The 26,491-nt window shown below is 64.8% G+C and carries 25 protein-coding genes; 13 read left to right on the plus strand and 12 right to left on the minus strand.

All coding sequences use genetic code 11. The features are described 5' to 3' along the window. Positions 1 to 120: 120 nt before the first annotated feature. Positions 121 to 1,923, minus strand: coding sequence for an acyl-CoA dehydrogenase (locus tag ACN0S5_RS15790; protein WP_417209695.1), 1,803 nt, complete (start codon positions 1,921 to 1,923; stop codon positions 121 to 123). A 149-nt stretch (positions 1,924 to 2,072) separates the two neighbouring features. Here ACN0S5_RS15790 and ACN0S5_RS15795 point away from each other — a divergent pair, with 149 nt between their 5' ends. From ACN0S5_RS15795 to ACN0S5_RS15810, 4 genes are all read left to right on the plus strand, one after another. Continuing rightward, entirely contained in the window at positions 2,073 to 2,447 is a 375-nt protein-coding gene (locus ACN0S5_RS15795; RefSeq protein ID WP_417209696.1) for a hypothetical protein, read from the plus strand. Beyond that, on the plus strand, positions 2,437 to 3,936 hold the full coding sequence (locus ACN0S5_RS15800) for a malonate--CoA ligase (protein WP_417209697.1): 1,500 nt from the start codon (positions 2,437 to 2,439) through the stop codon (positions 3,934 to 3,936). Before ACN0S5_RS15795 ends, ACN0S5_RS15800 begins: the two co-directional genes overlap by 11 nt. Positions 3,937 to 4,086: 150 nt before the next feature. Next, positions 4,087 to 4,704: a TRAP transporter small permease gene (locus ACN0S5_RS15805; RefSeq protein WP_417209698.1), complete on the plus strand. Its 618-nt coding sequence runs from the start codon at positions 4,087 to 4,089 to the stop codon at positions 4,702 to 4,704. Between the two features lie 12 nt (positions 4,705 to 4,716). Continuing rightward, positions 4,717 to 5,994, plus strand: coding sequence for a TRAP transporter large permease (locus tag ACN0S5_RS15810; RefSeq protein ID WP_417209699.1), 1,278 nt, complete (start codon positions 4,717 to 4,719; stop codon positions 5,992 to 5,994). Between the two features lie 82 nt (positions 5,995 to 6,076). On the opposite strand, the gene ACN0S5_RS15815 is transcribed toward ACN0S5_RS15810, so the two are convergent. Genes ACN0S5_RS15815 through ACN0S5_RS15830 form a run of 4 tightly spaced genes read right to left on the minus strand, consistent with a single transcriptional unit; the run spans position 6,077 to position 11,266 of the window. Continuing rightward, positions 6,077 to 7,285, minus strand: a complete 1,209-nt coding sequence (locus ACN0S5_RS15815) for a CaiB/BaiF CoA transferase family protein (protein ID WP_417209700.1) — start codon at positions 7,283 to 7,285, stop codon at positions 6,077 to 6,079. Between the two features lie 13 nt (positions 7,286 to 7,298). Beyond that, positions 7,299 to 8,831: a carboxylesterase/lipase family protein gene (locus ACN0S5_RS15820; RefSeq protein WP_417209701.1), complete on the minus strand. Its 1,533-nt coding sequence runs from the start codon at positions 8,829 to 8,831 to the stop codon at positions 7,299 to 7,301. Positions 8,832 to 8,833: 2 nt separating this feature from the next. After that, the gene (locus ACN0S5_RS15825) at positions 8,834 to 9,619 is read right to left on the minus strand and encodes an enoyl-CoA hydratase (protein WP_417209702.1); all 786 of its coding nucleotides are present in this window, start codon (positions 9,617 to 9,619) and stop codon (positions 8,834 to 8,836) included. Positions 9,620 to 9,631: 12 nt separating this feature from the next. Next, a complete protein-coding gene (locus ACN0S5_RS15830; protein ID WP_417209703.1) occupies positions 9,632 to 11,266 on the minus strand; it encodes an MFS transporter in 1,635 nt (544 codons plus the stop codon). Between the two features lie 147 nt (positions 11,267 to 11,413). Between ACN0S5_RS15830 and ACN0S5_RS15835 the strand changes: the two genes are divergently transcribed. Further along, positions 11,414 to 12,286, plus strand: a complete 873-nt coding sequence (locus ACN0S5_RS15835) for an aldo/keto reductase (RefSeq protein ID WP_417209704.1) — start codon at positions 11,414 to 11,416, stop codon at positions 12,284 to 12,286. A gap of 67 nt (positions 12,287 to 12,353) precedes the next feature. Next, complete coding sequence (locus ACN0S5_RS15840; RefSeq protein WP_417209705.1) at positions 12,354 to 13,319, plus strand: NAD(P)-dependent oxidoreductase; 966 nt, start codon at positions 12,354 to 12,356, stop codon at positions 13,317 to 13,319. Positions 13,320 to 13,373: 54 nt separating this feature from the next. On the opposite strand, the gene dctP is transcribed toward ACN0S5_RS15840, so the two are convergent. Continuing rightward, positions 13,374 to 14,387, minus strand: coding sequence for a TRAP transporter substrate-binding protein DctP (gene dctP / locus ACN0S5_RS15845; RefSeq protein WP_417209706.1), 1,014 nt, complete (start codon positions 14,385 to 14,387; stop codon positions 13,374 to 13,376). Between the two features lie 143 nt (positions 14,388 to 14,530). Between dctP and ACN0S5_RS15850 the strand changes: the two genes are divergently transcribed. Next, positions 14,531 to 15,571 (plus strand): amidohydrolase family protein, encoded by a 1,041-nt coding sequence (locus tag ACN0S5_RS15850; protein WP_417209707.1) that lies wholly within the window; start codon positions 14,531 to 14,533, stop codon positions 15,569 to 15,571. Here ACN0S5_RS15850 and ACN0S5_RS15855 read toward each other — a convergent pair whose 3' ends face one another. After that, positions 15,572 to 16,363, minus strand: coding sequence for an enoyl-CoA hydratase/isomerase family protein (locus ACN0S5_RS15855; RefSeq protein WP_417209708.1), 792 nt, complete (start codon positions 16,361 to 16,363; stop codon positions 15,572 to 15,574). A gap of 147 nt (positions 16,364 to 16,510) precedes the next feature. Here ACN0S5_RS15855 and ACN0S5_RS15860 point away from each other — a divergent pair, with 147 nt between their 5' ends. From ACN0S5_RS15860 to ACN0S5_RS15880, 5 genes are read left to right on the plus strand one after another with little or no spacing between them, the layout of a single operon-like run. After that, positions 16,511 to 17,401, plus strand: coding sequence for an N-acyl homoserine lactonase family protein (locus ACN0S5_RS15860; protein WP_417209709.1), 891 nt, complete (start codon positions 16,511 to 16,513; stop codon positions 17,399 to 17,401). Then, positions 17,398 to 17,796: a cupin domain-containing protein gene (locus ACN0S5_RS15865; RefSeq protein ID WP_417209710.1), complete on the plus strand. Its 399-nt coding sequence runs from the start codon at positions 17,398 to 17,400 to the stop codon at positions 17,794 to 17,796. Before ACN0S5_RS15860 ends, ACN0S5_RS15865 begins: the two co-directional genes overlap by 4 nt. A 4-nt stretch (positions 17,797 to 17,800) precedes the next feature. Then, positions 17,801 to 18,730 (plus strand): NAD(P)-dependent oxidoreductase, encoded by a 930-nt coding sequence (locus tag ACN0S5_RS15870; protein WP_417209711.1) that lies wholly within the window; start codon positions 17,801 to 17,803, stop codon positions 18,728 to 18,730. A gap of 40 nt (positions 18,731 to 18,770) precedes the next feature. Then, on the plus strand, positions 18,771 to 19,304 hold the full coding sequence (locus tag ACN0S5_RS15875; protein WP_417209712.1) for a TRAP transporter small permease: 534 nt from the start codon (positions 18,771 to 18,773) through the stop codon (positions 19,302 to 19,304). Further along, on the plus strand, positions 19,297 to 20,604 hold the full coding sequence (locus ACN0S5_RS15880) for a TRAP transporter large permease (RefSeq protein ID WP_417209713.1): 1,308 nt from the start codon (positions 19,297 to 19,299) through the stop codon (positions 20,602 to 20,604). Before ACN0S5_RS15875 ends, ACN0S5_RS15880 begins: the two co-directional genes overlap by 8 nt. A 74-nt stretch (positions 20,605 to 20,678) precedes the next feature. On the opposite strand, the gene ACN0S5_RS15885 is transcribed toward ACN0S5_RS15880, so the two are convergent. Together ACN0S5_RS15885 and ACN0S5_RS15890 are read right to left on the minus strand one after the other, a co-directional pair. Continuing rightward, positions 20,679 to 21,734, minus strand: a complete 1,056-nt coding sequence (locus tag ACN0S5_RS15885) for an alcohol dehydrogenase (RefSeq protein ID WP_417209714.1) — start codon at positions 21,732 to 21,734, stop codon at positions 20,679 to 20,681. A 5-nt stretch (positions 21,735 to 21,739) separates the two neighbouring features. Next, positions 21,740 to 22,117: a carboxymuconolactone decarboxylase family protein gene (locus tag ACN0S5_RS15890; RefSeq protein WP_417209715.1), complete on the minus strand. Its 378-nt coding sequence runs from the start codon at positions 22,115 to 22,117 to the stop codon at positions 21,740 to 21,742. Positions 22,118 to 22,286: 169 nt separating this feature from the next. Here ACN0S5_RS15890 and ACN0S5_RS15895 point away from each other — a divergent pair, with 169 nt between their 5' ends. Beyond that, positions 22,287 to 22,739, plus strand: coding sequence for a CoxG family protein (locus ACN0S5_RS15895; RefSeq protein WP_417209716.1), 453 nt, complete (start codon positions 22,287 to 22,289; stop codon positions 22,737 to 22,739). A 40-nt stretch (positions 22,740 to 22,779) separates the two neighbouring features. Here ACN0S5_RS15895 and ACN0S5_RS15900 read toward each other — a convergent pair whose 3' ends face one another. From ACN0S5_RS15900 to ACN0S5_RS15910, 3 genes are read right to left on the minus strand one after another with little or no spacing between them, the layout of a single operon-like run. Continuing rightward, positions 22,780 to 23,580 carry an FAD binding domain-containing protein gene (locus ACN0S5_RS15900; protein ID WP_417209717.1) on the minus strand — a complete coding sequence of 267 codons (801 nt, stop codon included), beginning with the start codon at positions 23,578 to 23,580 and terminating at the stop codon, positions 22,780 to 22,782. 12 nt (positions 23,581 to 23,592) lie between these two features. Further along, positions 23,593 to 24,069, minus strand: a complete 477-nt coding sequence (locus ACN0S5_RS15905) for a (2Fe-2S)-binding protein (RefSeq protein ID WP_417209718.1) — start codon at positions 24,067 to 24,069, stop codon at positions 23,593 to 23,595. 37 nt (positions 24,070 to 24,106) lie between these two features. Further along, on the minus strand, positions 24,107 to 26,470 hold the full coding sequence (locus ACN0S5_RS15910; protein ID WP_417209719.1) for a xanthine dehydrogenase family protein molybdopterin-binding subunit: 2,364 nt from the start codon (positions 26,468 to 26,470) through the stop codon (positions 24,107 to 24,109). Positions 26,471 to 26,491 lie beyond the last annotated feature (21 nt).

A 26,491-nucleotide genomic window follows, 5' to 3' on the forward strand; every position in this document is an offset into this window, starting at 1 on the left:
CGCCTTCACGCGAACTTTCACGTTGTAATCGATCACGCGCTTGACCGGGACGAGGATTTTCATCTGCGGATTCTCCCGTATTTCATTGCAAGGGTTGATGGGGGTCCGGGACCGGCAGCATCACGCGACCCCGGCTTTCAGCAGGTCCGCCGTTACGGAAAGCAGCGCCTCGGACCCGGTTTCCAGCGCCTCTTGCAGAGAGGCGACCTTGGGAAAGATCTGAAGCGCATAAAACTCGGCCAAACGAATCCGCGCTTCGTTGACGCGCGGGTTGTCGCCGGCCTGCAACTTGCGGTTGGCGGCCCGCGCGGCGTCCGCGTGGCACCACATTCCCAAGGCAAGCCCGAACAGTTCCAGCGTATTTGCTGCTGCGGCGGTGACGGCTTCGGGCTGGCGATCCGCGGTTGCGATCAGCCAGTCGGCAGTGACCGACAGGCTGTCAGCCGCGCTGCGGACCGAGGCGCTCAGCAGGCTCCAGTCGCCGATTCCGGGGGCTTCTTCTGCAAGCGCCCGTGCGCTCTCGCGCATGTCCGCGACCAGTTCGGCGACCGCGAGCCCGTCATTGCGCAGGATCTTGCGGCCCACGAGGTCCAGCGCCTGAATGCCGCTTGTGCCTTCGTAGATCGGCGTGATCCGGGCGTCCCGCAGATGCTGCGCGGCGCCGGTTTCCTCGATGAAACCCATGCCGCCGTGCACCTGCACCCCCAGCGAGGCAATCTCGACCGAGGCATCGGTCGCGCAGCCCTTGACCACCGGAATCAACAGATCGACCCGGCGGCGGTGTACTGCGCGCGTCACATCGTCGGGCGCGGCGGCGGCAAGGTCCAGCGAGCGGGCGGCGCGGTAGGCCAGAATGCGCGCGCCGCGGGTCCGGGCCTGCATGGTGGCCAGCATGCGCCGCACGTCCGGGTGCTCGAGGATCGGCGCAGCACCGTCATGACCCGGCACGCGCCCCTGCCGACGGTCAATGGCATAGCGCAGCGCATCCTGACAGGCGTGTTCCGATACGCCGATGCCTTGCAGGCCGACGCTCAGCCGGGCGCTGTTCATCATTGCAAACATATACTCCAGCCCGCGGTTCGGTTCGCCGACCAGAAAGCCTGTCGCACCGCCGGTGTCGCCAAAGGACAATGTGCACGTCGGGCTGCCATGGATGCCAAGCTTGTGCTCGATTGACACGCAGCGCAGGTCGTTTGCCGCCCCCGGCGCTCCGTCCGCGTCGGGCAGGAATTTCGGCACGACAAACAGGGAGATCCCCTTTACGCCCGCCGGCGCGTCCGGCAGCCGGGCCAGCACCAGGTGGATGATGTTCGTCGTCAGGTCGTGGTCGCCATACGTGATGAATATCTTTTGCCCGGTGATCCGGTAATGGTCGCCCTCGGGAACGGCGCGTGACCGGATCGCGGCAAGGTCGGAGCCCGCCTGCGGCTCTGTCAGGTTCATGGTTCCGGTCCATTCGCCGCTTGTCAGCTTTGACAGGTAGGTCCGGCGCAGAGCGTCCGAGCCGTAGTGCTCCAGCGCCTCGATCGCGCCCTGTGTCAGCATCGGGCACAGTTGAAAGGCCATGTTGGCGCCGTGAAACATCTCTTGCAGGCAGGCGTTGACAAGGTTGGGCAGGCCCATGCCGCCGCTCTCGGCGCGGGCCGAGGGGCTGTTCCATCCCATGTCGGTCAAGGCTGAATAAGCCTCTTTCCAGCCATCCGCGGTCCGTACAGTACCGTCCGTCATGCGGGCGCCCTGTCGGTCGCCGACGGGGTTGAGCGGAGACAGCACTTGATCGGCAAATTTCGCGGCCTCGTCGAGGATCGCCCGCACCATTTCGGGCGAGGCATCCTCGAATCCCGGCAGCGCGGCGATCTCGTCCAGCCCGCAGAGATCCTCCAGTACGAAGAGCATATCGTCTGTCGGTGCTGAATAGGTCATGCGGGGGTCCTGATGCTGCGGGACGTCGATGGGGTCCGGCGTTCTCTATATTTACATTTAGATGATTGCAATGATAATTCAGCGCAATGCCGCAGGTCCGGCGGCCCGCGCGGAGCGGGGCGGCGGGGCTGAACCACAAGGAGGCCACGATGGCACGCTACAAGATGATCGTCCAACTGGATCCGGGCGAGGGCCGGGAAGACGCCTTTCTGGACTTCTACCCGCAGACGCATGTCCGGGACATTCTGACGGTGCCGGGGGTCCTCAGCGCGCAGTTCCTGCGTCGCGTCCACGCGATTTCGGACGCGGGGCCGCATGAGTGGGCCTACATGGTCATCTACGAGGTCGAATGCGACGATCCGAAGGAATTGCAGGACGCGATGGTCGCCGGGATGAAGTCCGGCGCGATTCGGGCCGATTTCGACCTGTTGAAGGCCGAACGCCGGACGGTATTCTATGAGGCGCTGACCGACGTGCTGTCTGGCACGACAGCCGGGACTGTGGGAGGGGCCGATGTCGGGTAATCTTTACAACGCATTCCGGATGGACGGTGGCACGCGGCCGCTGATCCTTGGCGATGACGGTCTGTCCTACGACCAGATGCGGGCGCAGAGTGGCCGGCTGGCCAATGCGCTGGTCACGCTGGGGGTCAGGCGCGGGGACCGCGTGGCGGTTCAGGTCGAGAAATCGGTCGCGGCGCTTGCGCTCTACCTTGCCAGCCTGCGGGTCGGGGCGATCTTCCTGCCGCTCAACACGGCCTACACGCTTGAGGAGCTGGCCTTTTTCGTCGGTGATGCGGAACCGGCACTGGTAGTCTGTGCGCCGGAAATCGCCGGGGACGTGGCCCGGCTGCCGGGATGCGCGGACCGGGTGTACACGCTGGACCCGCAGGGGCGCGGCAGCCTGACGGATGCGGCTGCCAGCCAAGCGCCGGACTTTGCAACGCTTGCCTGCGACCCCGACGCGGTGGCGGCGATCCTGTATACATCGGGCACGACCGGGCGGCCCAAGGGGGCGATGCTGAGCCATGCCAACCTGCTGTCCAACACCGAGGCGTTGCGCGACGCCTGGCGCTTTACCGGCGACGACGTCCTTTTGCACGCCTTGCCGATCTATCATGCCCATGGTCTGTTCGTGGCCTGCAACCTGATGATGCTGGTCGGCGGCTCGATGCATTTTCTGCCGCGGTTCGACGCCGATCAGGCGGTTGCGCTGCTGCCCGCCTGCACCGCCATGATGGGGGTGCCCACCTTTTACACGCGGCTTTTGGGTCATCCCGCGCTGGCGACAGCGACCCGCGACATGCGGTTGTTCATCTCCGGGTCGGCCCCGCTGCTGCCCGAGACGCACCGGCAGTGGTCCGAGCGCACCGGCCATGCCATTCTGGAACGCTACGGCATGACGGAAACCACGATGCTGACCTCGAACCCCTATGAGGGCGCGCGGGTGCCGGGCTCGGTCGGGATGCCGTTGCCGGGGGTTGGCGTGCGGATCAGCGACCCGGAAACCGGGCAGGCGCAGCCGCAAGGCGAGGTCGGCATGATCGAGGTCAGCGGGCCGAACATCTTCAAGGGATACTGGAAGTTGCCGGAAAAAACCGCAGAGGAATTCCGCGACGACGGCTATTTCATCACCGGGGATCTCGGGCGGATCGACGCCGATGGGTATCTGTACATCGTCGGTCGCGGCAAGGACCTTGTGATCACCGGCGGGCTGAATGTCTATCCGCGCGAGGTCGAAGCGGTGATCGACGAGATCCCCGGCGTGCAGGAAAGTGCGGTCATCGGCGTGCCCCATGCGGATTTCGGCGAGGGTGTGACCGCCGTGGTGGTCCGGCAAGCCGAGGCGGAGATCACCGAGCAAGCGATCATGACCGGGTTGCAAGGGCGGCTGTCGCGCTTCAAGCAGCCCAAGCGCGTTGTCTTTCTTGAGGAACTGCCGCGCAACACGATGGGAAAGGTGCAGAAAAACCTGCTGCGCGACCGTTACCGCGCCCTCTATGCCAAGGCATGACCGCCTGTTGCCGCGTTTCCACGAGATTTCGGTTGAAATCCTTTAAATAATTAAGCACAATATCTGGAAGCCTGAACCGGGTGCGCGGTCCCGCGCCCTCGCGGGCAGGGCACAAGTGCAGCCGCGCCGCCGGGGCAGAAACCGCGGCCGATGTCACACGGCATCGGCGCAAAGCTCGGGGCCGCGACGGAGGCCGCCGAACAGGGAGGTAACACAGAGATGTCCGACGATGCCATCGTGGGCGAAGGAGCATACGGCGCGATCGACCGCGTGCTCCGGTTTTTCGAGTTCATCGCGTTGCTTGTCGCCGCGGCATTCCTGCTTGCGGCGATGCTCCTGATCTCGGCGGACGCGCTGTTTCGCTACCTGTTCAACAATCCGCTGGTTTTTCAGCTGACCGTGACCGAGGACTATCTGCTCGTCGGTATCGTGATGATGGCGCTGGCCTGGGGGTTCCGCACCGGCGGCTATATCCGCATCTCGGGTCTGGCAAACATGCTGCCCCCGGTGCCGCGCAACCTGTTGCTGCGCGCTGGCGTACTGGCCAGCGCCGGTTATGCCGCGGTCCTGTGCTGGCAAAGCTGGGGGCATTTCTGGGACGCCTTCGTCACCTCCGAAGTGAAATACGGTGTCATCGATTATCCCATCTGGCTGTCGCATGTCTGGGTGCCCACCGGGCTGGGACTGCTGGCGCTGCGCTTGCTGCTGACCGCTGTCGGTCCGGTGCAGAACCTGAGCGTCGAACATGATCCGTCCGAAGAAATCTGAGGGGAGCGCAACGTGGTTTTTTTGACCGGAACAATGATCCTGATCGGCTTTATCGCCATCGGGATTCCCATCGGCTTCGCGCTCGGCCTCGCCGGGATCGCCGCCATGTACATGCTGGTGCCCACCAAGGTGGTGCTGGCGCTGATGTCCGGCGTCGCCTTCGAGACGGTCAACAGCTATATCATCGTGACCATTCCAATGTTCGTGCTGATGGCCGAATTCCTCAGCGCTGGCGGTGTGGCGCAGGATCTGCTGATCGCCTGCAACCGCCTGATGCGCCGCGTGCGCGGCGGTATGGCGGTGGCGACCGTTCTGGCGGGTGCGGTGCTGGCCTCGGCCTCGGGCAGCAGCACCGCCTCGGCGGCGAGCATGACGCGCGCCGCCTATCCGGTGATGCGCAAGGCTGGCTATGCCAACTCGCTGACAATCGGGACGATCTCGGTGGCCGGAACCCTTGCGGTGATGATCCCGCCCTCGGTCGCCTTTGTGCTGTACGGTTTGATGACCGAAAGCTCGATCGGCAAGCTGTTCATCGCCGGTGTCATCCCCGGCATCCTGACGGCTGCGGGCTACATCCTGACCATTTACCTGATCATCCGCCGCCGCCCGGACCTTGGCCCCAAGAAAGAGCTTGAGGAAAAATTGTCGGTGCAGTCTGGCAATGGGCGCGTCTGGCCCATCGGCCTGCTGATCCTTGTGGTGCTGGGCGGGCTCTACACCGGTGTGGCCACCCCGACAGAGATTTCGGCGCTTGGCGCGCTTGGCGCGCTGATCATCTCGACGGCGACGCGGCGTATGGACGGACGCAGCTTCATTCTGGCCATCGGCAACACGCTGCGCACCACCGCAATGATCGTGACGATCATCTTCAGCGCGCACCTGTTCGGCAACTTCATCTCCTTCACCAAGATCACCGACTCCATGCTGGGCTGGATCGTCGAGACCGGAGTTTCGCCGACGACGGTGATGCTGCTGGTCGTGCTGATCTACCTGATCATGGGGATGATCATGGATCAGGCCGCGATTATCATCCTGACCGTGCCGATCACCGCGCCGCTGATGGTCGGGCTGGGGTATGACGTGATCTGGTGGGGGGTGGTCATCATCAAGACCGTCGAAATCGGTCTGGTGTCGCCGCCGATGGGCCTGAACGTCTTCGTGGCCTCGGGGGCCGCCAAGGTCAACCTGCGCGAAGGGTTCAGCGGCGTGATCCCGTTCCTTGCCATAGAGTTCGTCATTCTGGGCCTGCTGATGGCTTTCCCCGCGATCTCGCTCTGGCTGGTCGGCTGATCCCGCACGCCCCAGCGACGAAACACGAAAAGGCCGCCGGGCGACCGGCGGCCTTTTGTTACGCAAGGGCGCTCGGTCCAAGTCAGATGATGCCGTCTTTCCTCAGCGCGGCGATGCGCGCGCTGTCCAGACCCAACTCGCCCAGCAAGCGGTCGGTCTGTTCGCCGAGTTCCGGGGGGGATTTTTGCGCAACGCGCGCACGGCCGTCGATGCTCATCGGCGGAGCGACAAGCGGTACCCTGCCGCGGTCATGGGTGGGTGTCTGAAGCACCATGTCCAGATGTTTGACCTGCGGGTCGTCAAAGACAAGATCGACAGAGTTCACCGGGCCGCAGGGCACGCCCCCGTCCGCCAGGATGTCGGTCCATTCACGGCTGCTGCGGGTCCGGGTCAGCGCGGCGATTTCGGCGTTCAGGGCGTCGCGGTTCTGCAACCGCGTCTGCGGTGAGGCATAGTCCGGATTGTTCAACAGGTGATCCGCTTTGGCCAGCTTGCAGAACCTCGCAAACAGCTTGTCCCCCGTGGCTGCGATCTGGATCTGTCCGTCGCTGGTGGGAAACAGGCCCGAGGGGATGCCGGTCGGATGGTTGTTGCCCGACTGCTGCGCCACTTCGCCATCGACCAGCCAGCGCGCGGCCTGGAAATCCAGCATCCAGATCATCGACTCCAGAAGCGAGGTCTGAACCCAGCGGCCTTGCCCCGTAACCTCGCGTTCCAGCAGCGCCATCAGGATCCCCTGCACCACGAAGGCCCCGGCCGAAAGATCGACCAGCGCAACCCCGGCACGCACCGGTCCCTGTCCGGGCAGTCCGGTGACAGACATCAGCCCGCCCATGCCCTGCGCGATCTGGTCGACCCCGGCACGGCCCTTGTAGGGACCGCTCTGGCCAAAGCCGGAAATGCTGCCGTATACGATCCGCGGATTGACCTTGCGGATGCTTTCATAGTCGATGCCCAGCCGGTGTTTCACGTCGGCGCGCATGTTTTCGATGATCACGTCCGCGGTTTTGGCCAGCTCAAGAAAGATCTCGCGGCCTTCCTCGGTCTTGAGGTTCAGCGTCAGCGACTCCTTGTTGCGGTTCAAGTTCATCCGGTCCGAGCTGTTGCGTTTGCCCATCACGTCGGCTTCGGCAATGGCGGCGGGCGGCTCGATCTTGATCACCTCGGCACCCCAGTCGGCCAGGGTGCGCCCGGCGGATGGTCCGGCACGGGCGACGGTCAGTTCCAGAACCCGGAACCGCGACAGGGGGCGGTGCGCTTCGACGGTCTCGGCTTGGTCAGTCGCGGACATCAATGGATCCTTTCTAGTCGGTGGTGAAACTGCCGCGTGCCATGGCGTATTCGTAGCGCGGCACGTCGTTCAGTGCGGCGCGGGCGATGGCACCCGGGGCGGACAAGAGCCGGGGGTGCGGCTGCAACGCCATGACCGGACGGTCGGGGTGGGCGAAGGGCCGCCACTCTGGCAGCAGCGGGTTCGCTGGCGTGCCGCTGCGGGCAAACGCGGCCCAAGTGGCCATCATCATCCCGGTCATCGGCGCGATATCGGGACCCTCTCCGACATGGGCCGCCGCCCTGTCGGCCGTGCCGAAAATAAAGGGCACTTCGGAGCAATGCGGCGCGCCCAGCCGCCCGCCCTCGACCGGCGTTTCGCGCGCGTAGACGAAGGCAAAGACCGGCGCCCCGGCGTCGGCCTGCAACTGTGCCGCGTGATAGGTATTGCGCATAAAGATCTGGTCGGTGGTTACCGCCACCAGGATGTCGGTGGGCGTGGCGCCGGGCTGTGCGTCGCAATAGGCCTGGACGATCCGCGCCGTTTTGGCCGCGTCGGTGCCCAGAAACCTGACCAGCCGCCGGTGCAGGCTGTCGGTGTCGATGCCAAAGCTGTCGGGCTGGGCGCGCATGTAATAGGTGGTTTCGGTCGCGGTGCAGCCTGCCATCAACGGAATGTGCCGCGACCGGGCAGGAGCCATTGGCAGGAGCGGATGGCCCGTGAACTGGCGACCGTCGATCACCGGGCGGAACACCCGAGGCAGGGTGCTTTGCGCCTCGACCAACTGCATCTCGGACAGACTGCACAGCCCTTCGGTGTCGCCGGGTTCCAACCCGGCGGCGCGGGTCAGCGCATGGGAGATCCGGGCCGCCTCCTCGGGTCGGGCGATCTGAAGGCCGCCGGACATGCTCTGGATGATTGCCTTATGGAACAGACCCTCCGCGGCGGGCATGGCCATCAGCGCGGCGACCTTGGCGGCGCCGCCGGACTGGCCGAAGATCGTGACATTGCCCGGATCGCCCCCGAAAGCGGCGATATTGTCGCGCACCCAGCGCAGCGCCAGCGCGATATCCAGCAGACCCGCGTTGCCCGCATCGGCGAAACGCGCATCCTCGGTGTCGAGCGCCAGGAACCCGAAAGCCCCCAGCCGGTGGCTGAGCGACACGACCACGACGTCCTGGGCCTGCGCTAAGGCCGTTCCGTCCGTCCCGTCCGAACTGCCCGAAAAGCTCATCCAGCCACCGCCGTGCAGCCAGACCATGACCGGCCGCGCGGTGCCGTCGCAACCCGGAGTGAAGACGTCGAGGAACTGGCAATCCTCGGACATCGCGCCCACATCCGAATACCACGACAGGAAGGGGTCGCTCTGACCCGCACCGATGCGCTGCGGCGACGCCGGGCCGCTGCGATCGGCGTCACGGATGCCGACAAAGGGGTCGGCGGCGACCGGGGCCTGAAAGCGATGCGCCCGGCCATACCGGATGCCGCGAAAGACGCAGGCCCCGCCGACCGGCGCGCCACGATAGCGGCCCGCCTGCGTTTCAACCTCCCAAGGACGCTGCGACACGCTCACTTGCCCTCGAAGACCGGAGTGCGCTTTTCCATGAAGGCGCGTCGCCCGTTGCTGTAGTCTTCGCTTTCGAAACAGGTCTTGATGCGCGCCTCGACGCCGGCCATGTCGCGCTCTGCCGGGTCGCGCAAGACCTGCGCGGTTTCGTATTTCACCAGCTCGATGGTCAGGGGGGCATTGCGCGCGATCTCTTCGGCCATCTTGCGCACCTCGTCCTCCAGCGCCTCGGTCGGCACGGCGAAGTTGATCAGCCCGGTGGCCTCGGCGCGGGCCGCGTCAAAGCGGCGGGCGGTGAACAGCAGTTCCTTGGCCACCGCCGGGCCGACAAGGCCCACGACCTTTTCGACACTCTCAAAGGGATAACCCAACCCCAGCCGGGCCGCGGGAATGCCGTAGACGGAATTTTCCGCACCGATGCGAATATCGGCGAGAGCGGCCAGCAGCACGCCGCCGCCGATGCAATAGCCCTCGATCATCGCGATCAGGGGCTTCGGGAAATTCGCGATGCGCTGGCGCCCCGCCCGCGAAATGCGGGCGTATTCCTCGGCCTGTTCGGCGTTCTTGCGCTGATCCTCGAACTGCGAGATGTCGGCACCGGCGGCAAAGGCCTTGCCGCCCGCCCCGTGCATGATCACGACCCGCACCGAGGGGTCGGCCTCGAAGGCGGCGAAGGCGTCGTCCATGGCCTGCCACATATCCAGGCTGATCGCGTTGCGGCGGGCGGGGTTGTCCAGCGTAACCCAGCCGATGCCGTCGGTCTGGCGTGTCTTGATCTTGTCTGTCATCGGTGTCCCTTTTCAGTGCATATGGTCAGCGTTCGGCATGATCGACTGCGCTTCATGTGACGGCATTGCGGCCTGCCGTTCGATCAACCGCTGTACGCGCGGCCGGTCTCCGGCGCGGTTCATGGCAAACAGCCGGTCGGTGCCGGCGTCGTCCGCCTTGGTCCGCCGCTGGTTGTGACGGACATATTCAGTCCAGGTCGGAAACCGGTAACTTTCGATCCAGATGTCGGGCTGTTCCAGATCGCGGGCCAGAACCCAGTGCCGCGCCCCGTCGCGGATGTGGATGCGTCGGCGGTCTGCCATCAGTTGCAGGAACTCGGCCTCGTCCTCTGGCGCGATGTCAAAGGCGACCTGTATCTGGATCGGCCCGCTGCGATCGTTCAGGTCGAGCTTGACCGAGGGTTCGCGGAAGCGGTTCGCCGGGTCCAGATCCGCTGTCGCGTGCTGGGGCAGGGGCAGGCGCAGACCCACCAGCGCGGCCAGAAACAACACCGCCGCGATGGCAACAAAGGCCGTCTCCAGCGTGAAGGCTTGTGCCACCGCGCCCCAGATCCAGGCGCCCAGAGTCATACCGCCAAAGATGAAGGTCATGAAGATCGAGATCGTCCGCCCCAGCACCCAGCGCGGCGAGGCCAGCTGGATCGTCGCGTTGAGCATCGGAAAGACATTGATCCAGGCGGCGCCCGCCGCAAAGACCATGACAGCGGTCAGCACGATGTTCTGGCTGAAGGCCACCACCAGACAGGTGGCGGCAAAGAACAGGTGCCCGCCGCGGAAAACCACCTCGTTGGAAAAGCCGCCGCGGATCCGGCCGCTGTTCAGCGCGCCCAGCACCGCGCCCGCCCCGAAGGCCCCCAGCAGGACGCCGAACACGGAGGCGTCGGCCCCGAGCTTGTCGCGAGCGACAAGCGGCAGCAGGGCCTGCATCCCGATTGCGCCAAAACCGAAAGCGAACCCGCGCAGGCAGGTCAGGATCAGCGCCGGCGACAACAGGAAGTAGCGCACGCCGACGGCCAAGCCGCTGAAATACCCTTCGCGGGGCAGCAGGCGTGGTGTCGGATCGGGCCGCCAGCGGATCAGCGCGGCTATGATGGTGACATAGGATACCGCGTTGATGGCAAAGGCGATCGGCGCGCCGGCGATGGCCACGATAAAGCCGCCGGTTGCGGGTCCGACGCTGCGGGTCACATTCATGCCCATGGCGTTGCTTGCCACGGCGGCGGGCAGGTCCTGCTTGGGCACCAGCTCTCCGAAAGAGGCTTGCCACGACGGGTTGTGCAAAGCCATGCCGCAGCCGATGAGAAAGGAGAACGTCAGCAGCGACCAGGGTGTCAGAAGGTCGGCAAAGGCCAGCACCGTCAGGACGATCGAGGTGACAAACATGAAGACCTGCGCCACCAGCAGGACATTGCGCCGGTGGTAATTGTCCGCCAGCACCCCGGCGGGCAGCGACCCCAGCATCAGGGGCATGGTGACCGAGGCCTGCACCAGCGCGACCATGGCCTGCGACGGTGTCAGCAGGGTCATCATCCACGAGGCGCCGACCAACTGGATCATGGCCCCGATGTTGGACACCAGCGAGGCGATCCAGAGCGTTCGGAACACCCGATGGCGGAAGACGTGCAGGATGCCGGTCTGGCTCGCCATGCGTTTCCTTTCGTTCGGGCGCGGGTTGCAAGGCCTGCCCTCTGGCATTAACAATTTAATTCATATATAGCGTTTAGCGATACGGCCTGTCCATGGCGAAGTTCTGCACCGGCGGGTCTGGTCCTGTGCAACCCGGGAGGAAATCTGATGAAACCACGCATTCTGGGGCGGACCGGCCTGAAGGTCTCGCCCATCGCGGTCGGCGGCGCGGCCTTTTCCTATGTCCAGGACAGTTCGGGCTGGAACCCGAAGTCCGAGGAGGGTCGGCAGCTTGTCTACCGGACGATCAACACGGCGCTCGATAACGGCATCACCTATCTCGATACCGCGCCGGCCTATGGCGACGGCTATTCCGAGACGCTGTTCGGCGAGGTCATGAAGACGCGCCGCAGGGATTGCGTGCTGGCCTCCAAGGTCTGGTACGATCTGGACGCGCAGGCGGTCGCGGCCAGTGTCCACGACAGCCTGACGCGGCTGAACACGGATTACATCGACGTCATGCAGATCCACGGCCGGATCTACACGCCGGACGAGGTCCGCCACGTCAGCGAGGTCGTCGTTCCGGCGCTGGTCCGGCTGCGCGAGGCGGGCAAGATCGGCCATATCGGCATCACCAGCGAAGAACCTTTTTGCCTGATGCCCTTCCTTCAGAACGATGAGATCTCGATCTATCAGATCGCCTACAATCTGATTTACCAGGCCGCGGCGCGGCATTTCCTGATCGAGGCCGCCGCCCGGAACGTCGGCGTCGTCACCATGCGCACCATGACCTCCGGCGTGTTGCAGCACGAGATGGCGCACCTTGCGCCCGGTATGGGTGAGCAGTTCAACCTGTATGACGCCTGCCTGAAATTTGTGCTGTCCGACAGTCGGGTGCATGTGGGCATCGTCGGCCCGCGCTGGCCCGAAGAGGTGCTGGCGAACATCCGTACCGCCCGCGACTGGGTGCCGCCCTATGATTTCGCCGATGTCCCGCGCCTGACCTTCAAGGTGTACGAGGCCGAGGATTCCGCACGGTGACAGGCGCTGCCCCGACACGGGCACGACGGGAACACACCGAAAACCAACCCGCCCGGCCATCCCTGCGGTGCCGGGCTCTGAATCGGCCGAGGAGGGCCAGGGAATGAAGATCGGATTCATCGGATTGGGCGCAATGGGACGCGGCATGGCCGCGAACCTGCAAAAGGCGGGGCATGACCTTGTCGTTCATGACCTGTCGCGGGACGCGGCGCAGCCGTTCATCGACAAGGGGGCCGTTTGGGCGGCGACGGTCAAAGAGCTGGCGCAGGACTGCGCGCTTGTCTGCACGTCGTTGCCGACACCCGCAGACGTGGTTGCGATCTGCGACGCCGAGGACGGGCTGGCTGCGGGTCTGTCCGAAGGCTCGGTCTGGTTCGACTTCACCACCAACTCTGTCCACACCGTGCGCGCGTTGCACCAGAAACTGGCGGCGCAGGGGATACATTTCCTCGATGCGCCGATCAGCGGCGGCCCGGCGGGCGCGGCCAGCGGCAAGTTGGCGATCCTCGTTGGTGGCGAACGGGCCGCCTATGATCGCTACGAAGCCGTCTTGCAGGACATGTCGGACCAAGTCCAATATCTCGGAGAGGTCGGTGCCGGAACCATCGTCAAGCTGGCGCACAATCTGGCCAGCACGGCGATCAAGGGTGTCGTGGCCGAGGTGATCACCATGGGTGTCAAGGCCGGGATGGAGCCGCTGACCCTGTGGCAGGCGATGCGCAGCGGCGTCGCTGGCCGGTCGCGGTCCTTCGACAATGTCACCAAATTCCTCGAAGGCGACATGGATCCGCCGGGCTTTGCGCTGCGCCTGCTGAAAAAGGACATCACTCTGGCGCTCGACATCGCCCGCGACATGGAGGTGCCGATGCCCATGTGCGAACTGGTCGAGAAGGACATCGAAACTGCGCTGGCACGCGATTGGGGCGGTCGTGACGCGCAGTCCATCCTGCTGTTGCAGCAGGAACGCGCGGGAATCGCTCCCTTGGCCCTGTCAAAGGAACAGGTGTCTGGCGCGGTCGCTGCGGGCAAGTGACAAAAAAACGGTCGGGCGCCCGCCCGACCGTTTCATCCACCATGGCGGAGCCTGTTACTTCAGCAGGCCGCGATAGGTCTCATAGGTCTCGCGGGCCTTGTCGACACCGCGATCTTCCAGCTTGGTGACGTATTCTTCGCCCACGGTCGCCAGACGCTCATTGATCTGCGCCAGCACGTCGGGCGGAAATTCGTAGGTTGTGATCCCCTTGGAGACGAATTCTTCCTTCAGCTTCTCGTTTTCGTCGTCGACCGCCGCGCCCATCGAGACCTCGATTTCCCGGCCACAATCGTCGATGGCTGCCTGCAACTCGGGGGCCAGCGAATCGTATTTTTCCTTGCTCATCGCCCAGACCGCCATGCCAGAGCCGAAGCTGCCGTTGGTGGAGGCGGATTTCAGGATATCGGGCAGGCCATAGGCGGGTGCGCTGGTCAGCGACAGGATCGTCGCGTCCATGGTGCCGCGCTGGAGGGCGACAAACATGTCGGGCGAGGCCATTTCGACCGGGACCGCGTCGACCGAGGCGACGGCCAGCACAGCCGTCCCGCCACCGGCGCGGATCTTCTTGCCTTTCAGTGCCTCCATCGTTGTCCAGGGGTCGTCCATGCTGAGGATCTGGTAGGCCGGGGTGAAGACTGGCATGATGGCGTGAACGCCCTGTTCCTCCCACTCGGCGACAAGCGCGCTGTCGTTGTCCAGCATGGCCCGGTAGCTGGTGTTCATGGCGGTCGCGGTCGCGCCAAAGCCCGGCAGCATCCCCATGTTGGTCAGCGGCAGCTTGCCGGATTCGTAACCGGGGATCACCGCGGACACATCCGCGAGACCATTGACCAGCGAGGTCATCGATTCCTTGTGGCCGGAAATCTGCCCCGAGGGATAATGGTCAAAGGTGAGGCCGCCCGCCGACTTTTCCCCGACGCAGGCCAGCCAAGGTTCGATGCCGTTCTTGAAAACGGTGTGCGCGGGCACGTAGCCATGCGCCACGGTCAGTTGTTCGGCACCTGCCGGGGCGGCCAGCCCCGCGCCGCAGGCCAGGGCGGCGGTTGCCAGTCCGGTTGTCAGTTTCATCACGTATCCTCCCAGATGTCGCGCGGTGGTCGCGCCAGTCTTGTTGCGGCGCGTCTCCGTTCCTCGCGCCTCGGTACTTGCACCTTTGCAAATTATTTAAATGAATGCAATACATGAGGCTGGCGATCAGCGAGGAGGCCACCATGATCCAGACCGCAGGTTTTCCGAAACGCGACGAGGGCGGAACAGAACAGATTGTCGATCCGTCGCTGCCGATCGTCGATGCCCATCACCATCTGTTCGACCGTCCGGCGCTACGCTACATGTTCGAGGATTATCAAGCGCATGCCGGGCTTGGGCACAACATCGTCGGATCCGTCTACATCGAGACGCAGGCCATGGCCCGCGCCGACGGCCCGGAGGTGTTGAAGGCCATGGGCGAGGTTGAATTCGCCAGCGGCGTGGCCGCGCAAAGCGCCAGTGGCCAGTACGGGCCTCGGCGCGTCGCCGCCGCGATGGTCGGATTCGCGGACATGACGCTGGGCGAGGGAATCGCCCGGTTCCTTGATCGCGCCCTGGCCGCGGCCCCCGAGCGATTCCGCGGCGTGCGGCAGATCGCGCTCGCCCACCCGGACCCGGATGTCCTGCGCTATCTCACCCACAAGCCGCCCGCCGACCTGCTGGGCAGCGCGGGTTTCTCAAAGGCTCTGGCGGAGCTGGGCAAACGCGGCCTGCGCTTTGACGCCACTGTCCTCCACCCGCAACTGCCACAACTGGCGGCCATCGCGGATGCGCACCCTGACGTGCCTATCGTGCTGGATCACATGGGTCTGGCGACGGCCAGGGCGCGCACTGCCGAGGCTCGGGCCGAGGTCTTTGCGGACTGGCGCGACGGCATTCGAACGCTTGCCGAACGCCCGAACGTAACCTGCAAAGTCGGCGGGCTGGGCACCTCGTACTGGGGGTTCGACTTCTACCTTGGCGAAACGCCGGTCAACTCGCGGACCTTGGCCGATGCCTGGGCGCCCTATGTCGAAACGGTGATCGACGCGTTCGGTTTTGACCGATGCATGGCGGAAAGCAACTTTCCCAACGACGGGCGCTCGGCCGGATTTGTGCCGCTGTGGAATGCCCTGAAACTCTGCGTGGCCGGGGCGTCCGGCTCTGAAAAGGCGGCGCTGTTCCACGGCACCGCCATCCGGGTCTACGACATCGACCTGCCACAGGGTGTGCTGGCCGGATGATCAGCGCCCTTTGAACGTCACCGGGGTCTTGTCGACAAAGCCCCGCGTGGCGGCCCGGAAATCCTCGGTCCCGGTGGCCTGCATAAAGCTGTCGCGCTCCATTTCCAGTTGTGCCGCCAGCGGCTGCTCTGCATCCATCAGGCGCTTGAACAATCCGAAGGCACGGGTCGGGCCCGCAGCGATCCGTTGCGCGCGCGCCTGCACCGCGTCCGCGAAATCCTCGATCCGGGCGACCTCGTTCACGATACCCCAGTCCTGCGCCTCATCGGCGCTGAGCGCGCGGCCCGTCAGCATCAGTTCGAAAGCGCGCAGCCGCCCCAGCTTGCGGGACAGGAACCAGGTGCTGCCGCAATCGGGCGAGGTGCCCAGCTTGTCATAGGCCAGCACCAGTTTCGCGGCGCTGCTGGCCACGACGTGATCCGAGGCCAGAACCAGCCCGAACCCCGCCCCGGCCGCAGTCCCGTTCAGGGCGGTCATGACGGGGGCGTCCAAGCGGCGCAGGGTCAGGATGGCCGGGTGCATGTGTTTGAGGATCAGCGACAATGTCCGGTCCGCATTGTCGGGATCGGCGGCAAAGGCACCCACGTCGCCCCCCGCGACAAAGGCCTTGCCCGCACCGGTCAGCACGACGCAGCGCAGACCCGTCAGCGTCGTCAGCCAATGGGCGGTCTGCTCAAAGGCCTTGGCGGTGGCGATGTCGAGCGCGTTGAAGACCTCGGGGCGGTTGAAGGTCAGCGTTGCAATGCCGCGATCGGCGTCGAACCGGCGCGTGACCAGATCAGTCTGTTCCATGATGTTTCCCTTTTTCACGAATGGCGTTTGCGGCAGGGCGGGGGCCTGAAAAGGGCAACCCTTCGTATCCCGCAAACGCCAACTTGACATTATATTGATTTATATGATTTGAAGTTCAAGACTGTTGCGTCTGAAGGGGAGGTCGGAATGCACGACGGGGAGTTTCCGCAACTCGAGAGCTCTGCGGAGGACGTTTATCAGGTCTATCAGCTGTGCTACGGGCGCGATCCGGGGCGCCGGGTGCACAACAACTTCGTCATGGTGGACATGCACGACGGACCCATGCCGGTGGATTTCAACATCTGGATTCTGCGCAACCGGCACCGCACCGTCATCGTGGATACAGGGTTTGGCCCGCGCGCTGCGGGCGAACGTGGCAGGCCGCTGGACATCGACCCGATCGACGCGCTGGTCAAGATCGGCATCGACCCGGACGAGATCGAGGACGTGGTGATCACGCATCTGCATTTCGATCACGCCGGAAATATCGACCGCTTCGGCAAGGCGCGGTTCCATATTCAGGACAGCGAGGTCGAATTCGCCACCGGACGCTGCATGTGTGATGCCTTTATCCGCCGCCCCTTTGACGTCGAGGACGTGGTGGCGCTGGTGCGCAAGACCTACGCCGAGCGGGTGGTCTTTCACAACGGCGACGACGACCTTTTGCCGGGCCTGACGCTGCATGTCTTTCCCGGCCACAGCGCAGCGGTGCAGGGGGTTCGGGTGAACACGCCGCGCGGGCCTGTTCTGCTGGCCTCTGACGCCACGCATTACTTTGCCAACGTGCTGAACATGAAGCCTTTCAACCTGACGGTGGACAGCGTGGCAACGCTGGACAGCTACCGCAGGCTGATGGCGCTGTCAGGCGGGGCCCACCGCCTGATTCCGGGGCATGACCCGAAGATCCGCAACCTCTACCCCGCCGTGATGGTGGGCGGGCAGACGCTTTGGGCGCTGCACGAGGAACCGTATCCCTTCGATCCCGCCGATCTGGCGCGGACCGACAATTTCGAACAACTCGCAGGAGAGACGTCATGAAGATAACCCGCGCCGGGTCGGCCAAGACCACATGGGGTTCGTCAGAGACCTTTACCGGCAAGGTCCGGGTCGAGGTCTGCTTTTCCACCGATGCGCCAGCCCGCGCCAAGGGGGCCTATGTCACCTTCGAGCCGCAGGCGCGGACGAACTGGCACAGTCATGAACTGGGCCAGACGCTGATCATCGTCCATGGCTCGGGCCGGGTCCAGCGCGAGGGCGGACCTGTCGAGGTGGTGAATGTCGGTGACGTGGTCTTTTTTGAGCCCGGCGAACGCCACTGGCACGGCGGCGGACTGGAAAGCGCGATGACCCACCTGACCGTGGGCGAGGTGCTGAACGGCAAGTCGGCGGACTGGTACGAACCGGTGACCGACGATCAGTACAAGGGCGCCTGAGCCCATGCGGATCGGCTTTATCGGTCTCGGCCTGATGGGTCGCGGCATGGCGGCCAACTTGCAAAAGGTTGCCGAAACCTTCGTGGTGCACGACCTCAGCCAGGATGCCGCCCGACCGTTTCTTGACGCGGGCGCGGACTGGGCGGACTCGCCCAGGGCGCTGGCGGCGACCTGCGATGTCGTCTTCACCTCGTTGCCGAAACCGGCGGATGTCGAGGCGGTCGGCTTTGGCGAGAACGGGCTGGTCGAGGGCTTTGCCAAGGGTGCAAGCTGGTTCGACCTGTCGACCAATTCGGTTGACGTGGTGCGCGACATCCACGCGCGGCTGGCCCAAAGAGGCGTGATGTTCTTCGACGCGCCGGTCAGCGGCGGCCCGGCGGGCGCGGCCAGCGGCAAGCTGGCGATCTGGGTCGGCGGCGATCGCGCGACATTCGACAGGCTCGAGCCGGTGCTGGCGGCCATGGCCGATCAGGCGCGCTATATCGGCGAGATCGGTGCCGGATCGGTGGCCAAGCTGACGCACAACCTTGCCAGCGCCGGCATGACGCAGCTTCTGGCGGAATGCATGACCATGGGCGTCAAGGCCGGACTGGAGCCGCTGCAACTGTATGAGGCGATACGCGGCGGCGCTTATGGACGGATGCGTTCCTTCGACCTGATCGCGCGGCGCTGGCTGCCGGGCAAGCTGGACCCGCCCAATTTCGAGCTTCAGCTGATGCACAAGGACGTCAAGCTGGGCGTGCAACTGGCGCGGGATGTGGATGTGCCGATGCGGCTTTGCAACCTGGTCCTGGAGGAACTGACCGAGGCGATGAACCGCGGTTGGGAACGGCGGGACGCGCAGACCTACCTGCTGTTGCAGCAGGAACGGGCCGGCGTCGCGCCGTTCGAGGCTCCCATCGAGGATATCGAAGACGTGATGAAACGGACCTGACGGGGCGGACCCGGACGGGCCAAAGACGGAGGGCGACAGTGTGAAGTGGCTACTGGAGCGGCTGTCGTCGCTGGCCTTGATCATCTCGGGGGTGTTCCTGTTCGCGATGATGATCCATGTCGCCAGCGACGTGGCGCTGAAATACGCGATCAACAAGCCGATCCCCGGCACGCTCGAGGTGGTCTCGGCCTATTACATGGTGGCCGGGGTCTTTCTGCCCATCGCGGCGGTGGAACTCACCCGCCAGTCGATTGCCGTCGATGTCGCCTACCAGTTCATGCCGCGCTGGATGCAGGTCTTCTGTATGGGGCTGGTGCTGACGGGTTCGGCCGCGGTCTACTTCATGCTGGCCTACACAGGCTTTGGCGACGCCATGAAGTCCTGGCGCATCAACGAGCAGTTGATGGGGCAGGTGGCGGTCATCGTCTGGCCCAGCCGGTTCGTCCTGCCCATCGGCTTCGTTCTCGCGGGGCTGGTCTGCGCCTGGTATCTCTACGGGTTCCTGACCTCGGCGCAGATACGCGAGCGGCTTCTGGCTCTGCATGACATCGACGAGGAACTGGATCATGGATAGGTTCGACATCGGCCTGATCGGCGTCGCCGTGACCTTTTTGCTGGTCCTGTGCCGGATGCCCATCGGCGTGGCGCTGGCGACCACCTCTTTCGTTGGCCTCTGGGCCATGACCAACATCAATGCCGCCTTTGGGATGCTGAAGGCCGTCCCCTACCAGTTCATCGCGAACTGGTCGTTCAGCGCCATCCCGATGTTCCTGCTGATGGGCTATATCGCCAGCAACGCCGGGCTGACGACCGGCCTGTTCCGGATGATGCGCGTCATGTTGCACCGGGTTCCGGGCGGTCTGGCCTGTTCCACTGTCGGGGCCTGCGCCCTGTTCGCTGCGGCGTCCGGATCTTCGGTGGCGACCGCCGCCGGCATGGGCAAGATCGCTATCCCCGAGATGCGCAAGGCGGGCTACGACTACGGGCTGGCCACCGGCTGTGTCGCGGCGGCGGGAACGCTGGGGTCGCTGATCCCGCCCTCGGTGATCATGGTGATCTACGGGGTGTTCACCCAGGCACCCATCGGCAAGCTGTTCCTGGCCGGATTTCTGCCGGGCATCCTGACGGCGCTGCTGTATATCGTGATGATTGTCACGCGGGTGCGCATCACGCCAAGTCTGGCCCCCAGCACGAACGACACGCTGGCACCGGGCGAATTCCGCGCCGCGATCTACGAATCCTGGCCGCTTCCGGTGCTGGTGATCGGCGTGATCGGCGGCATTTATGCCGGGATCATGACGCCGACCGAAGCCGGGGCCGTCGGTGCCGCGCTGGCCACGCTGATCGCATTGTTACGACGCGCCATGACGCCGGGCATCATGATCACGGCATTGAAGGAAACCGCCCTTGGCACCTCGGCGCTGTTCGTCATCGCCATGGGCGCCAGCATGTTCACCACCTTCATGGGGCTGGCGGGCCTTCCGACCACCATCGCGCGCAACATTCTCGACATCGGGGCGGATCCGCTTGTCCTGATCCTTGTCATCTCGCTGCTGTATCTGGTGCTGGGCATGTTCATCGACGCCCTGGGCATCATGCTGCTGACCCTGCCGATCCTGATGCCTTTGCTGGATGGCGCAAATATCGACCTGATCTGGTTCGGTGTGCTGGTGGTGAAATTGCTGGAAATCGGGCTGATCACGCCGCCCTTCGGGCTGAACGTCTTTGTCATCAACTCGTTGATGCGGGGGGCGGTCAGTCTGGGTGTCGTGTTCAAGGGCGTGCTTTGGTTCATCGCGGTCGAGATCGTTGTGCTGGCGCTGCTGATCGGCTTTCCGCAGATCTCGCTCTGGTTGCCCAACCAGATGAACTGAGGCGTCGGGCGACACGAAAAAACCGGGCAGAGCGGCCTCTGCCCGGAGTGTCCTGTGCCAGACATGCTGGCCGTTCAGTCGTATTCCAGCACGATCCGTCCGGTGACGCGGCCATCCTTCAGCCGGTCGAAGGCCTCGTTCACCCGGTCGATCGGCATGCGCTCGGTCGGGACGGGGGCAAGCTTGCCGGTCTGGGCAAGGGCCACCACGTCTTTCAGGTCCTGGATGCTGCCCATGGCAGTGCCCATGACGGTGCGCGGCACAAAGACCATTCCCGCCAGCGAGAGCGTCAATTCGCCCCCGGCGACGCCCACCATGACCATCCGGCCGCCTTTCCCGAGACTGTCGAACACGGCCCGCGCGGTGGTGTCGGTGTTGACGAAATCCACGGCATAGAGAAGCGGACCGCCTGCGGCTGCGCGCAGCGCGCCGGTCAGGTCCGCGGTCGCGCCATCGACAAAGGTGGTGGCCCCGGCCTCCAGCGCGGCCTGCTGCTTGTCCGGGTTCACGTCGACGACCACGATGGTCCGGTGCCCCTTGGCGCGCAGCATCGCCACCGCCGCAAGGCCAAGCCCGCCCGCCCCGACCAGCACCACCGGCGAGGATGGATCGCGGATTTCCAGCTTGCGAATGGCGCCGTTCACGGTGATGCCCGAGCAGGCGTAGGTCGCGGCGAGACCGGGATCGAGGGTGCCCGGATCAACGAGGTAACGCGGATGCGGCACCACCACCTGTTCGGCCATGCCGCCATGGGTGATGACCCCGATCGGCTTCATCGTGGCGCAGAGGTTTTCCTCTCCGTCCCGGCAGCGGTCGCAATGGCCGCAGCCGATCCAGGGGTAGACGATCCGTGTGTCGCCGATGGCAACGCCGGTGGCATCGGGGCCGATGGCAACCACGGTCCCGGCGATCTCGTGGCTGGGCGCGCGCGGGAAGGACACCCCGCGTTCGAGGATGTTCATCCGCTTGCCGCCGCCAAGGTTGTACTCGCCCTCCCACAAATGCAGGTCGGAATGGCACAGTCCGCAATGGGTCGTCCTGACGATCACCTCGGTCCCGGTCGGGGTCGGATCCGCGACCTCGATCCGTTCCAGAGGTTTCTTCGGGGCGGTCATGGCCCAGATCTTCATCCGGTTTACTCCATCATGCCTTTTTCGCGCAGGACTTCTTCGGCCACACGAAAGCCGTCGATGGCCGCGGGCAGCCCGGCATAGACGGCGCAATGCAGGATGATTTCCTTCAGCTCGTCTTTGGTGCAGCCGTTGTTGATGGCGCCCAGCACATGGCTGCGCAACTGGTTTGGCCGTCCCAGCGCCACCAGCATGGCGATGTTGAGGATGCTGCGCTGCTTGCGGTCAATGCCGGGGCGCGCCCAGACCGTGCCAAAGCAGACCTCGTCGGCATAGTCCTGCACGGCCTCGTTGAACTCGTTGCGCGAGGCCAGCTTCTTTTCCAGAAACTCTTCGCCCATCAGTTCCGCGATGATCTTGCGGCCGTCTTCGATCTTGCTCATGTCTTATCCTCTGAAAAGCCGGTGGATGCCCCGCCGGACAATGGTTGAACCGGGCCGCTTCAGCTTGCGAAACGGACCGTCGGGTGGCATATTATCATCTAAATTGTTTAGTGGAATGTCGGGCGGCTTTCCAGTCCGCATTGCGCATTTGCCCCCGAGGAGACGTAAAATGGCAATCGACATGAGCGGCGAGGCGCTGCTGCCCGCCGAGAAGGCGGTGGTTTGGGAGATGCTGAACGACCCGGAGGTGCTGCAAGCCTGCATTCCGGGTTGCGAAGAGCTTGAGCGCACGTCTGACAACGGTTTTGCAGCCGTCGCGCGGGTCAAGATCGGGCCCGTCAAGGCGCGCTTCAAGGGTGCTGTGACGCTGGAAGACATGGACCCTCCCAACGGCTACCGCATCGTCGGCTCGGGCGAGGGCGGCGTGGCTGGCTTTGCCGAAGGTGGTGCCACGGTGCGGCTGGAAGAGGCAGAGGGCGGGACGCTTCTGAAATACGAGGCATCGGCCAAGGTCGGTGGCAAGCTGGCGCAGATCGGCAACCGCCTGGTGGGCGGGGTCGCCAAGAAGATGGCGGACCAGTTCTTTGCCAATTTCGAGGAAGCGGTAAAGGCGCGGGGCTGAACGGGGGCGGGGAGCGTCGTTGGACGCCCCCCCTGACAGGTCAGCCCTGCAACCGGCCCACGGCCTGAAGGGTCATGACGCGGATCAGGTTCGCGCGGTAATCGGCCTGGCCATGAATGTCCGACATCAGCGTGTCGGGGTCGACCTCGATCCCGTCCAGCGCGCCGGTCGAGAAATCCGCGGTCAGCGCCTGTTCGGCGGCTTCCCAGCGGAACACCCCGTCCTGGCCCGAGCCGATCACCGCGACCCGAACGCCTTGGTCCAGGCGTGCCACGCAGACCCCGGCCAGCGCATAGCGTGACGCCGGATTGCGGTGTTTGGCATAGGCCATGGCCTTGGGGATCGGAAAGCTGACACGGGTGACGATCTCGCCTTCGTCGAGCGCGGTCTCAAACAGGCCGACAAAAAAGTCGTCGGCGACAATCTCGCGCTTGTTTGTGGTGACCGTCGCGCCAAGCGCAAGCAGGGCGGCGGGGTAATCCGCGGCCGGGTCGTTGTTGGCGACAGAACCACCCAGCGTGCCGCGATGGCGCACATGTGGATCGCCGATCAGACCGGCAAGCTCGGCCAGTCCGGGAATGGCGTCGCGCACGATATCCGAGGTTTGCACCTCGGCGTGACGGGTCATGGCGCCGATGGCCAGCCTGTCGCCCTCGCGCGTGATCCCGCGAAGATCGTCGATACCGCTGATGTCCACCAGCTTGCTGGGCGCGGCGAGCCGCTGCTTCAGTGTCGGGATCAGGGTCTGACCGCCCGCGATCAGGGTTGCATCTTCGTCATCGGTCAGAATCTGCGCGGCCTGTTCGGCCGAGCCTGCACGGGTATAGTCGAAATTGTACATCGGATCGGCCCCCTATGCCTGCTTGCCCATCGCGGCAGCGCCGGCGATGATCGACTTGACGATATTGTGGTAGCCGGTGCAGCGGCAGATATTGCCTTCCAGCTCATGCCGTACGGTCGCTTCGTCCAGGTCGGGGCCTTTGCGCCGGACCAGATCGACCGCCGCCATGACCATGCCGGGCGTGCAGAAGCCACATTGCAGACCGTGGTTGTCGCGAAACGCGGCCTGCATCGGATGCAGGTCGTCCGCATCTGCAAGCCCCTCGATCGTGGTCACATCCGCGCCTTCACAGCGCAGGGCGAGCGTGGTGCAGGCCTTGACCGCCTCTCCGTCGACGATCACCACGCATGCGCCGCACTGGCTGGTGTCGCACCCCACATGGGTGCCGGTCAGGCGCAGATTTTCCCGCAGGAAATGCACCAGAAGGGTGCGGCCCTCGACCTCGCCGGAAACCGGGCTTCCGTTCACGGTCATTGATACATTCGGCATTCTTGTCTCTCCAGTCTTCGGCGCCCGTGCGCTTGGCTCAGGCGGCATTCTGTCGGGCGTCGCGGATCGCGCGCCAGAGTTTCTCCGGCGTCGCCGGCATGTCGATCGCGGTGATCCCCAGCGGTGACAGCGCGTCGATCACGGCGCTCATCACGCTGGTGTGCGAACCGGCGCAGCCGGACTCGCCAACGCCCTTGACCCCCAGAGGATTGCTGCCGGTGGGCACGTTGTGGTGGTGAACAGCGTACATCGGCACGTCATCGGCGCGGGGCATGCAATAGTCGGTGAACGATCCCGACAGCAATTGGCCGTCACCGTCGTAGACGACGTTTTCCAGCAGGCACTGGCCGATGCCCTGCGTCACGCCGCCATGGACCTGACCCTCCAGCAGCATCGGGTTGACCACCACGCCCATGTCGTTCACCGCGGTGTAGCGCACCACGCGGGCCGTGCCGGTGGCCTCTTCGATTTCGATTTCGCAGACATGGCAGCCGTTGGGAAAGGTGATCGCAGCCCCCTCGGTGACCAGCGAGACATCGAGCGTTTTGGGAAGGCCCTCGGGCAGGGTATCGGCCTCGCGCACCCGGCGCGCCAGATCGATCAGGTCGATGCCCTCGCCGGTGCTGACAACCACGACACGACCGTCGCGGAACTCGATGTCGTTGGCGGTGGTGTCCAGCGCCCAGCCCGCAAGCTGTAGCGCGGTTTCACGGACCCTGGCGCTGGCCTGTACCGCAGCCGTGCCCGAGGCGATGGTCGACCGCGACCCGCCAGAGCCGCCGCCGAACAGCAACTCGTCGCTGTTGCCCTGCAAGAGCCGGATGCGGTCGAAAGGCAGGCCAAGTTGGTCACACAGGATCTGCGCATAGGTGCTGGCATGGCCCTGCCCGTAATCGAGCGTGCCGGTGATAAAGGTCACATCCCCGTTTTCCTCGAACCGGATGCCGCCCATCTCGACCGTCCCGGCAGAGCTGGCCTCAAGATAACAGCCCACACCCAGTCCGCGCAGTTTGCCCGCCTTGGCGGCCTCGGCGCGGCGTGCCTCGAACCCATCGGCATCGGCAGCGTCCAGCGCCTGATCCATCAGGGCGGTGAAATCGCCGCAATCGTAGGTCAGCCCGGATTGGGCCGTGTAGGGAAGCTCGTCAGGGCGCAACTGGTTGATGCGGCGCAATGCGATCCGGTCAATGCCCGAGACGCGCGCGGTGGCGTCCAGCACCCGCTCGGTGATGTAATTGCCCAATTGCCGCCCCGCGCCGCGATAGGCGCCGATGGGCGGCAGGTTGGTCATGACGCATTTGGTCGAGACCTCCATCAACGGCAGCCGGTACATGGAACAGCCGTTGATCAGCACGTTCATGGTGGGCATCCCGATCGCCGCCTCGGTCAGGTAGGCGCCCATGTCGGCATGGCCGCCGATCCGCATCGCCAGCATCCGCCCGGCGTCGTCGATCGCCAGTTCGGCGCGAAAGCTGGCGGCGCGGCCATGGGTGTCGGTCAGGAAACTCGGGGTGCGCTCTTCCAGGAACCTGACGGGACGCTGCAATGCGCGCGCGGCATGCAGGACGAAAAGCTGCTCGGGGAAGGGCATCATCCGCATCCCGAACGAGCCGCCGACATGGCCGGTCAGCACGGTCAGCCTGTCCCGGTCGATCCCCATGAAATCCGCAAGGTTGTTGCGCATCTGGAACACGCCCTGCGACTGGGTCCTGAGGGTGAAATGATCGCTGGCCGCGTCGTATTCGGCCAGATAGGCGCGCAGTTCCATCGGGTTGATGATCACGCGGGATTCGATCAGGTCGACCGTGCCGACATGGGTCGCGCCGGCAAAGGCAGCCGCGACCGCGTCGCTGTCGCCCACATGATAGTCGAAGGCCACGTTGTCCGGCACGTTTTCGAAAAGCTGCGGCGCATCGGGCGCGTCGGCCCGCGTCATGTTCAGGACCGGCGGCAGCTCTTCAATATCCATCTCTACCGCCTCGGCGGCGTCCTTGGCCTGCGCCGCGGTTTCCGCGACGACGAAAGCGACCGCCTCGCCGACGAAACGCACGCGGTCCGTGGCGGCGGCGCAGCGTTCGGGCTGGCGGTAGGGGGTGCCGTCGCGGTTCTCGAACTTGAACCAGCTCTGCGCCCAGCCATATCCGGCCGCCTTCAGATCACCCCCGGTCCAGACGCCAAGCACACCCGCCATGTCCGCCGCTGTGGAAATGTCCACCCCGCGCAGGATGCCATGGGCGACCGGGCTGCGGACCACGGCCAGATGAACTTGCCCTTCGGCCCCAAGATCATCGGTGTAGCGGCCCTCACCCCGCAAGAGGGTGGGGTCTTCCTTCCGGGGGGCGGATTGACCGACGCCAAAACGCGCGCCGCCAAAGTCTTTCGATCCGGGGTGGGAGGTCATGCGGTATCCATGTTGTCTGCT

The sequence above is a fragment of the Antarctobacter sp. genome, assembly GCF_048262615.1.
Classification (GTDB): Bacteria; Pseudomonadota; Alphaproteobacteria; order Rhodobacterales; family Rhodobacteraceae; genus Antarctobacter.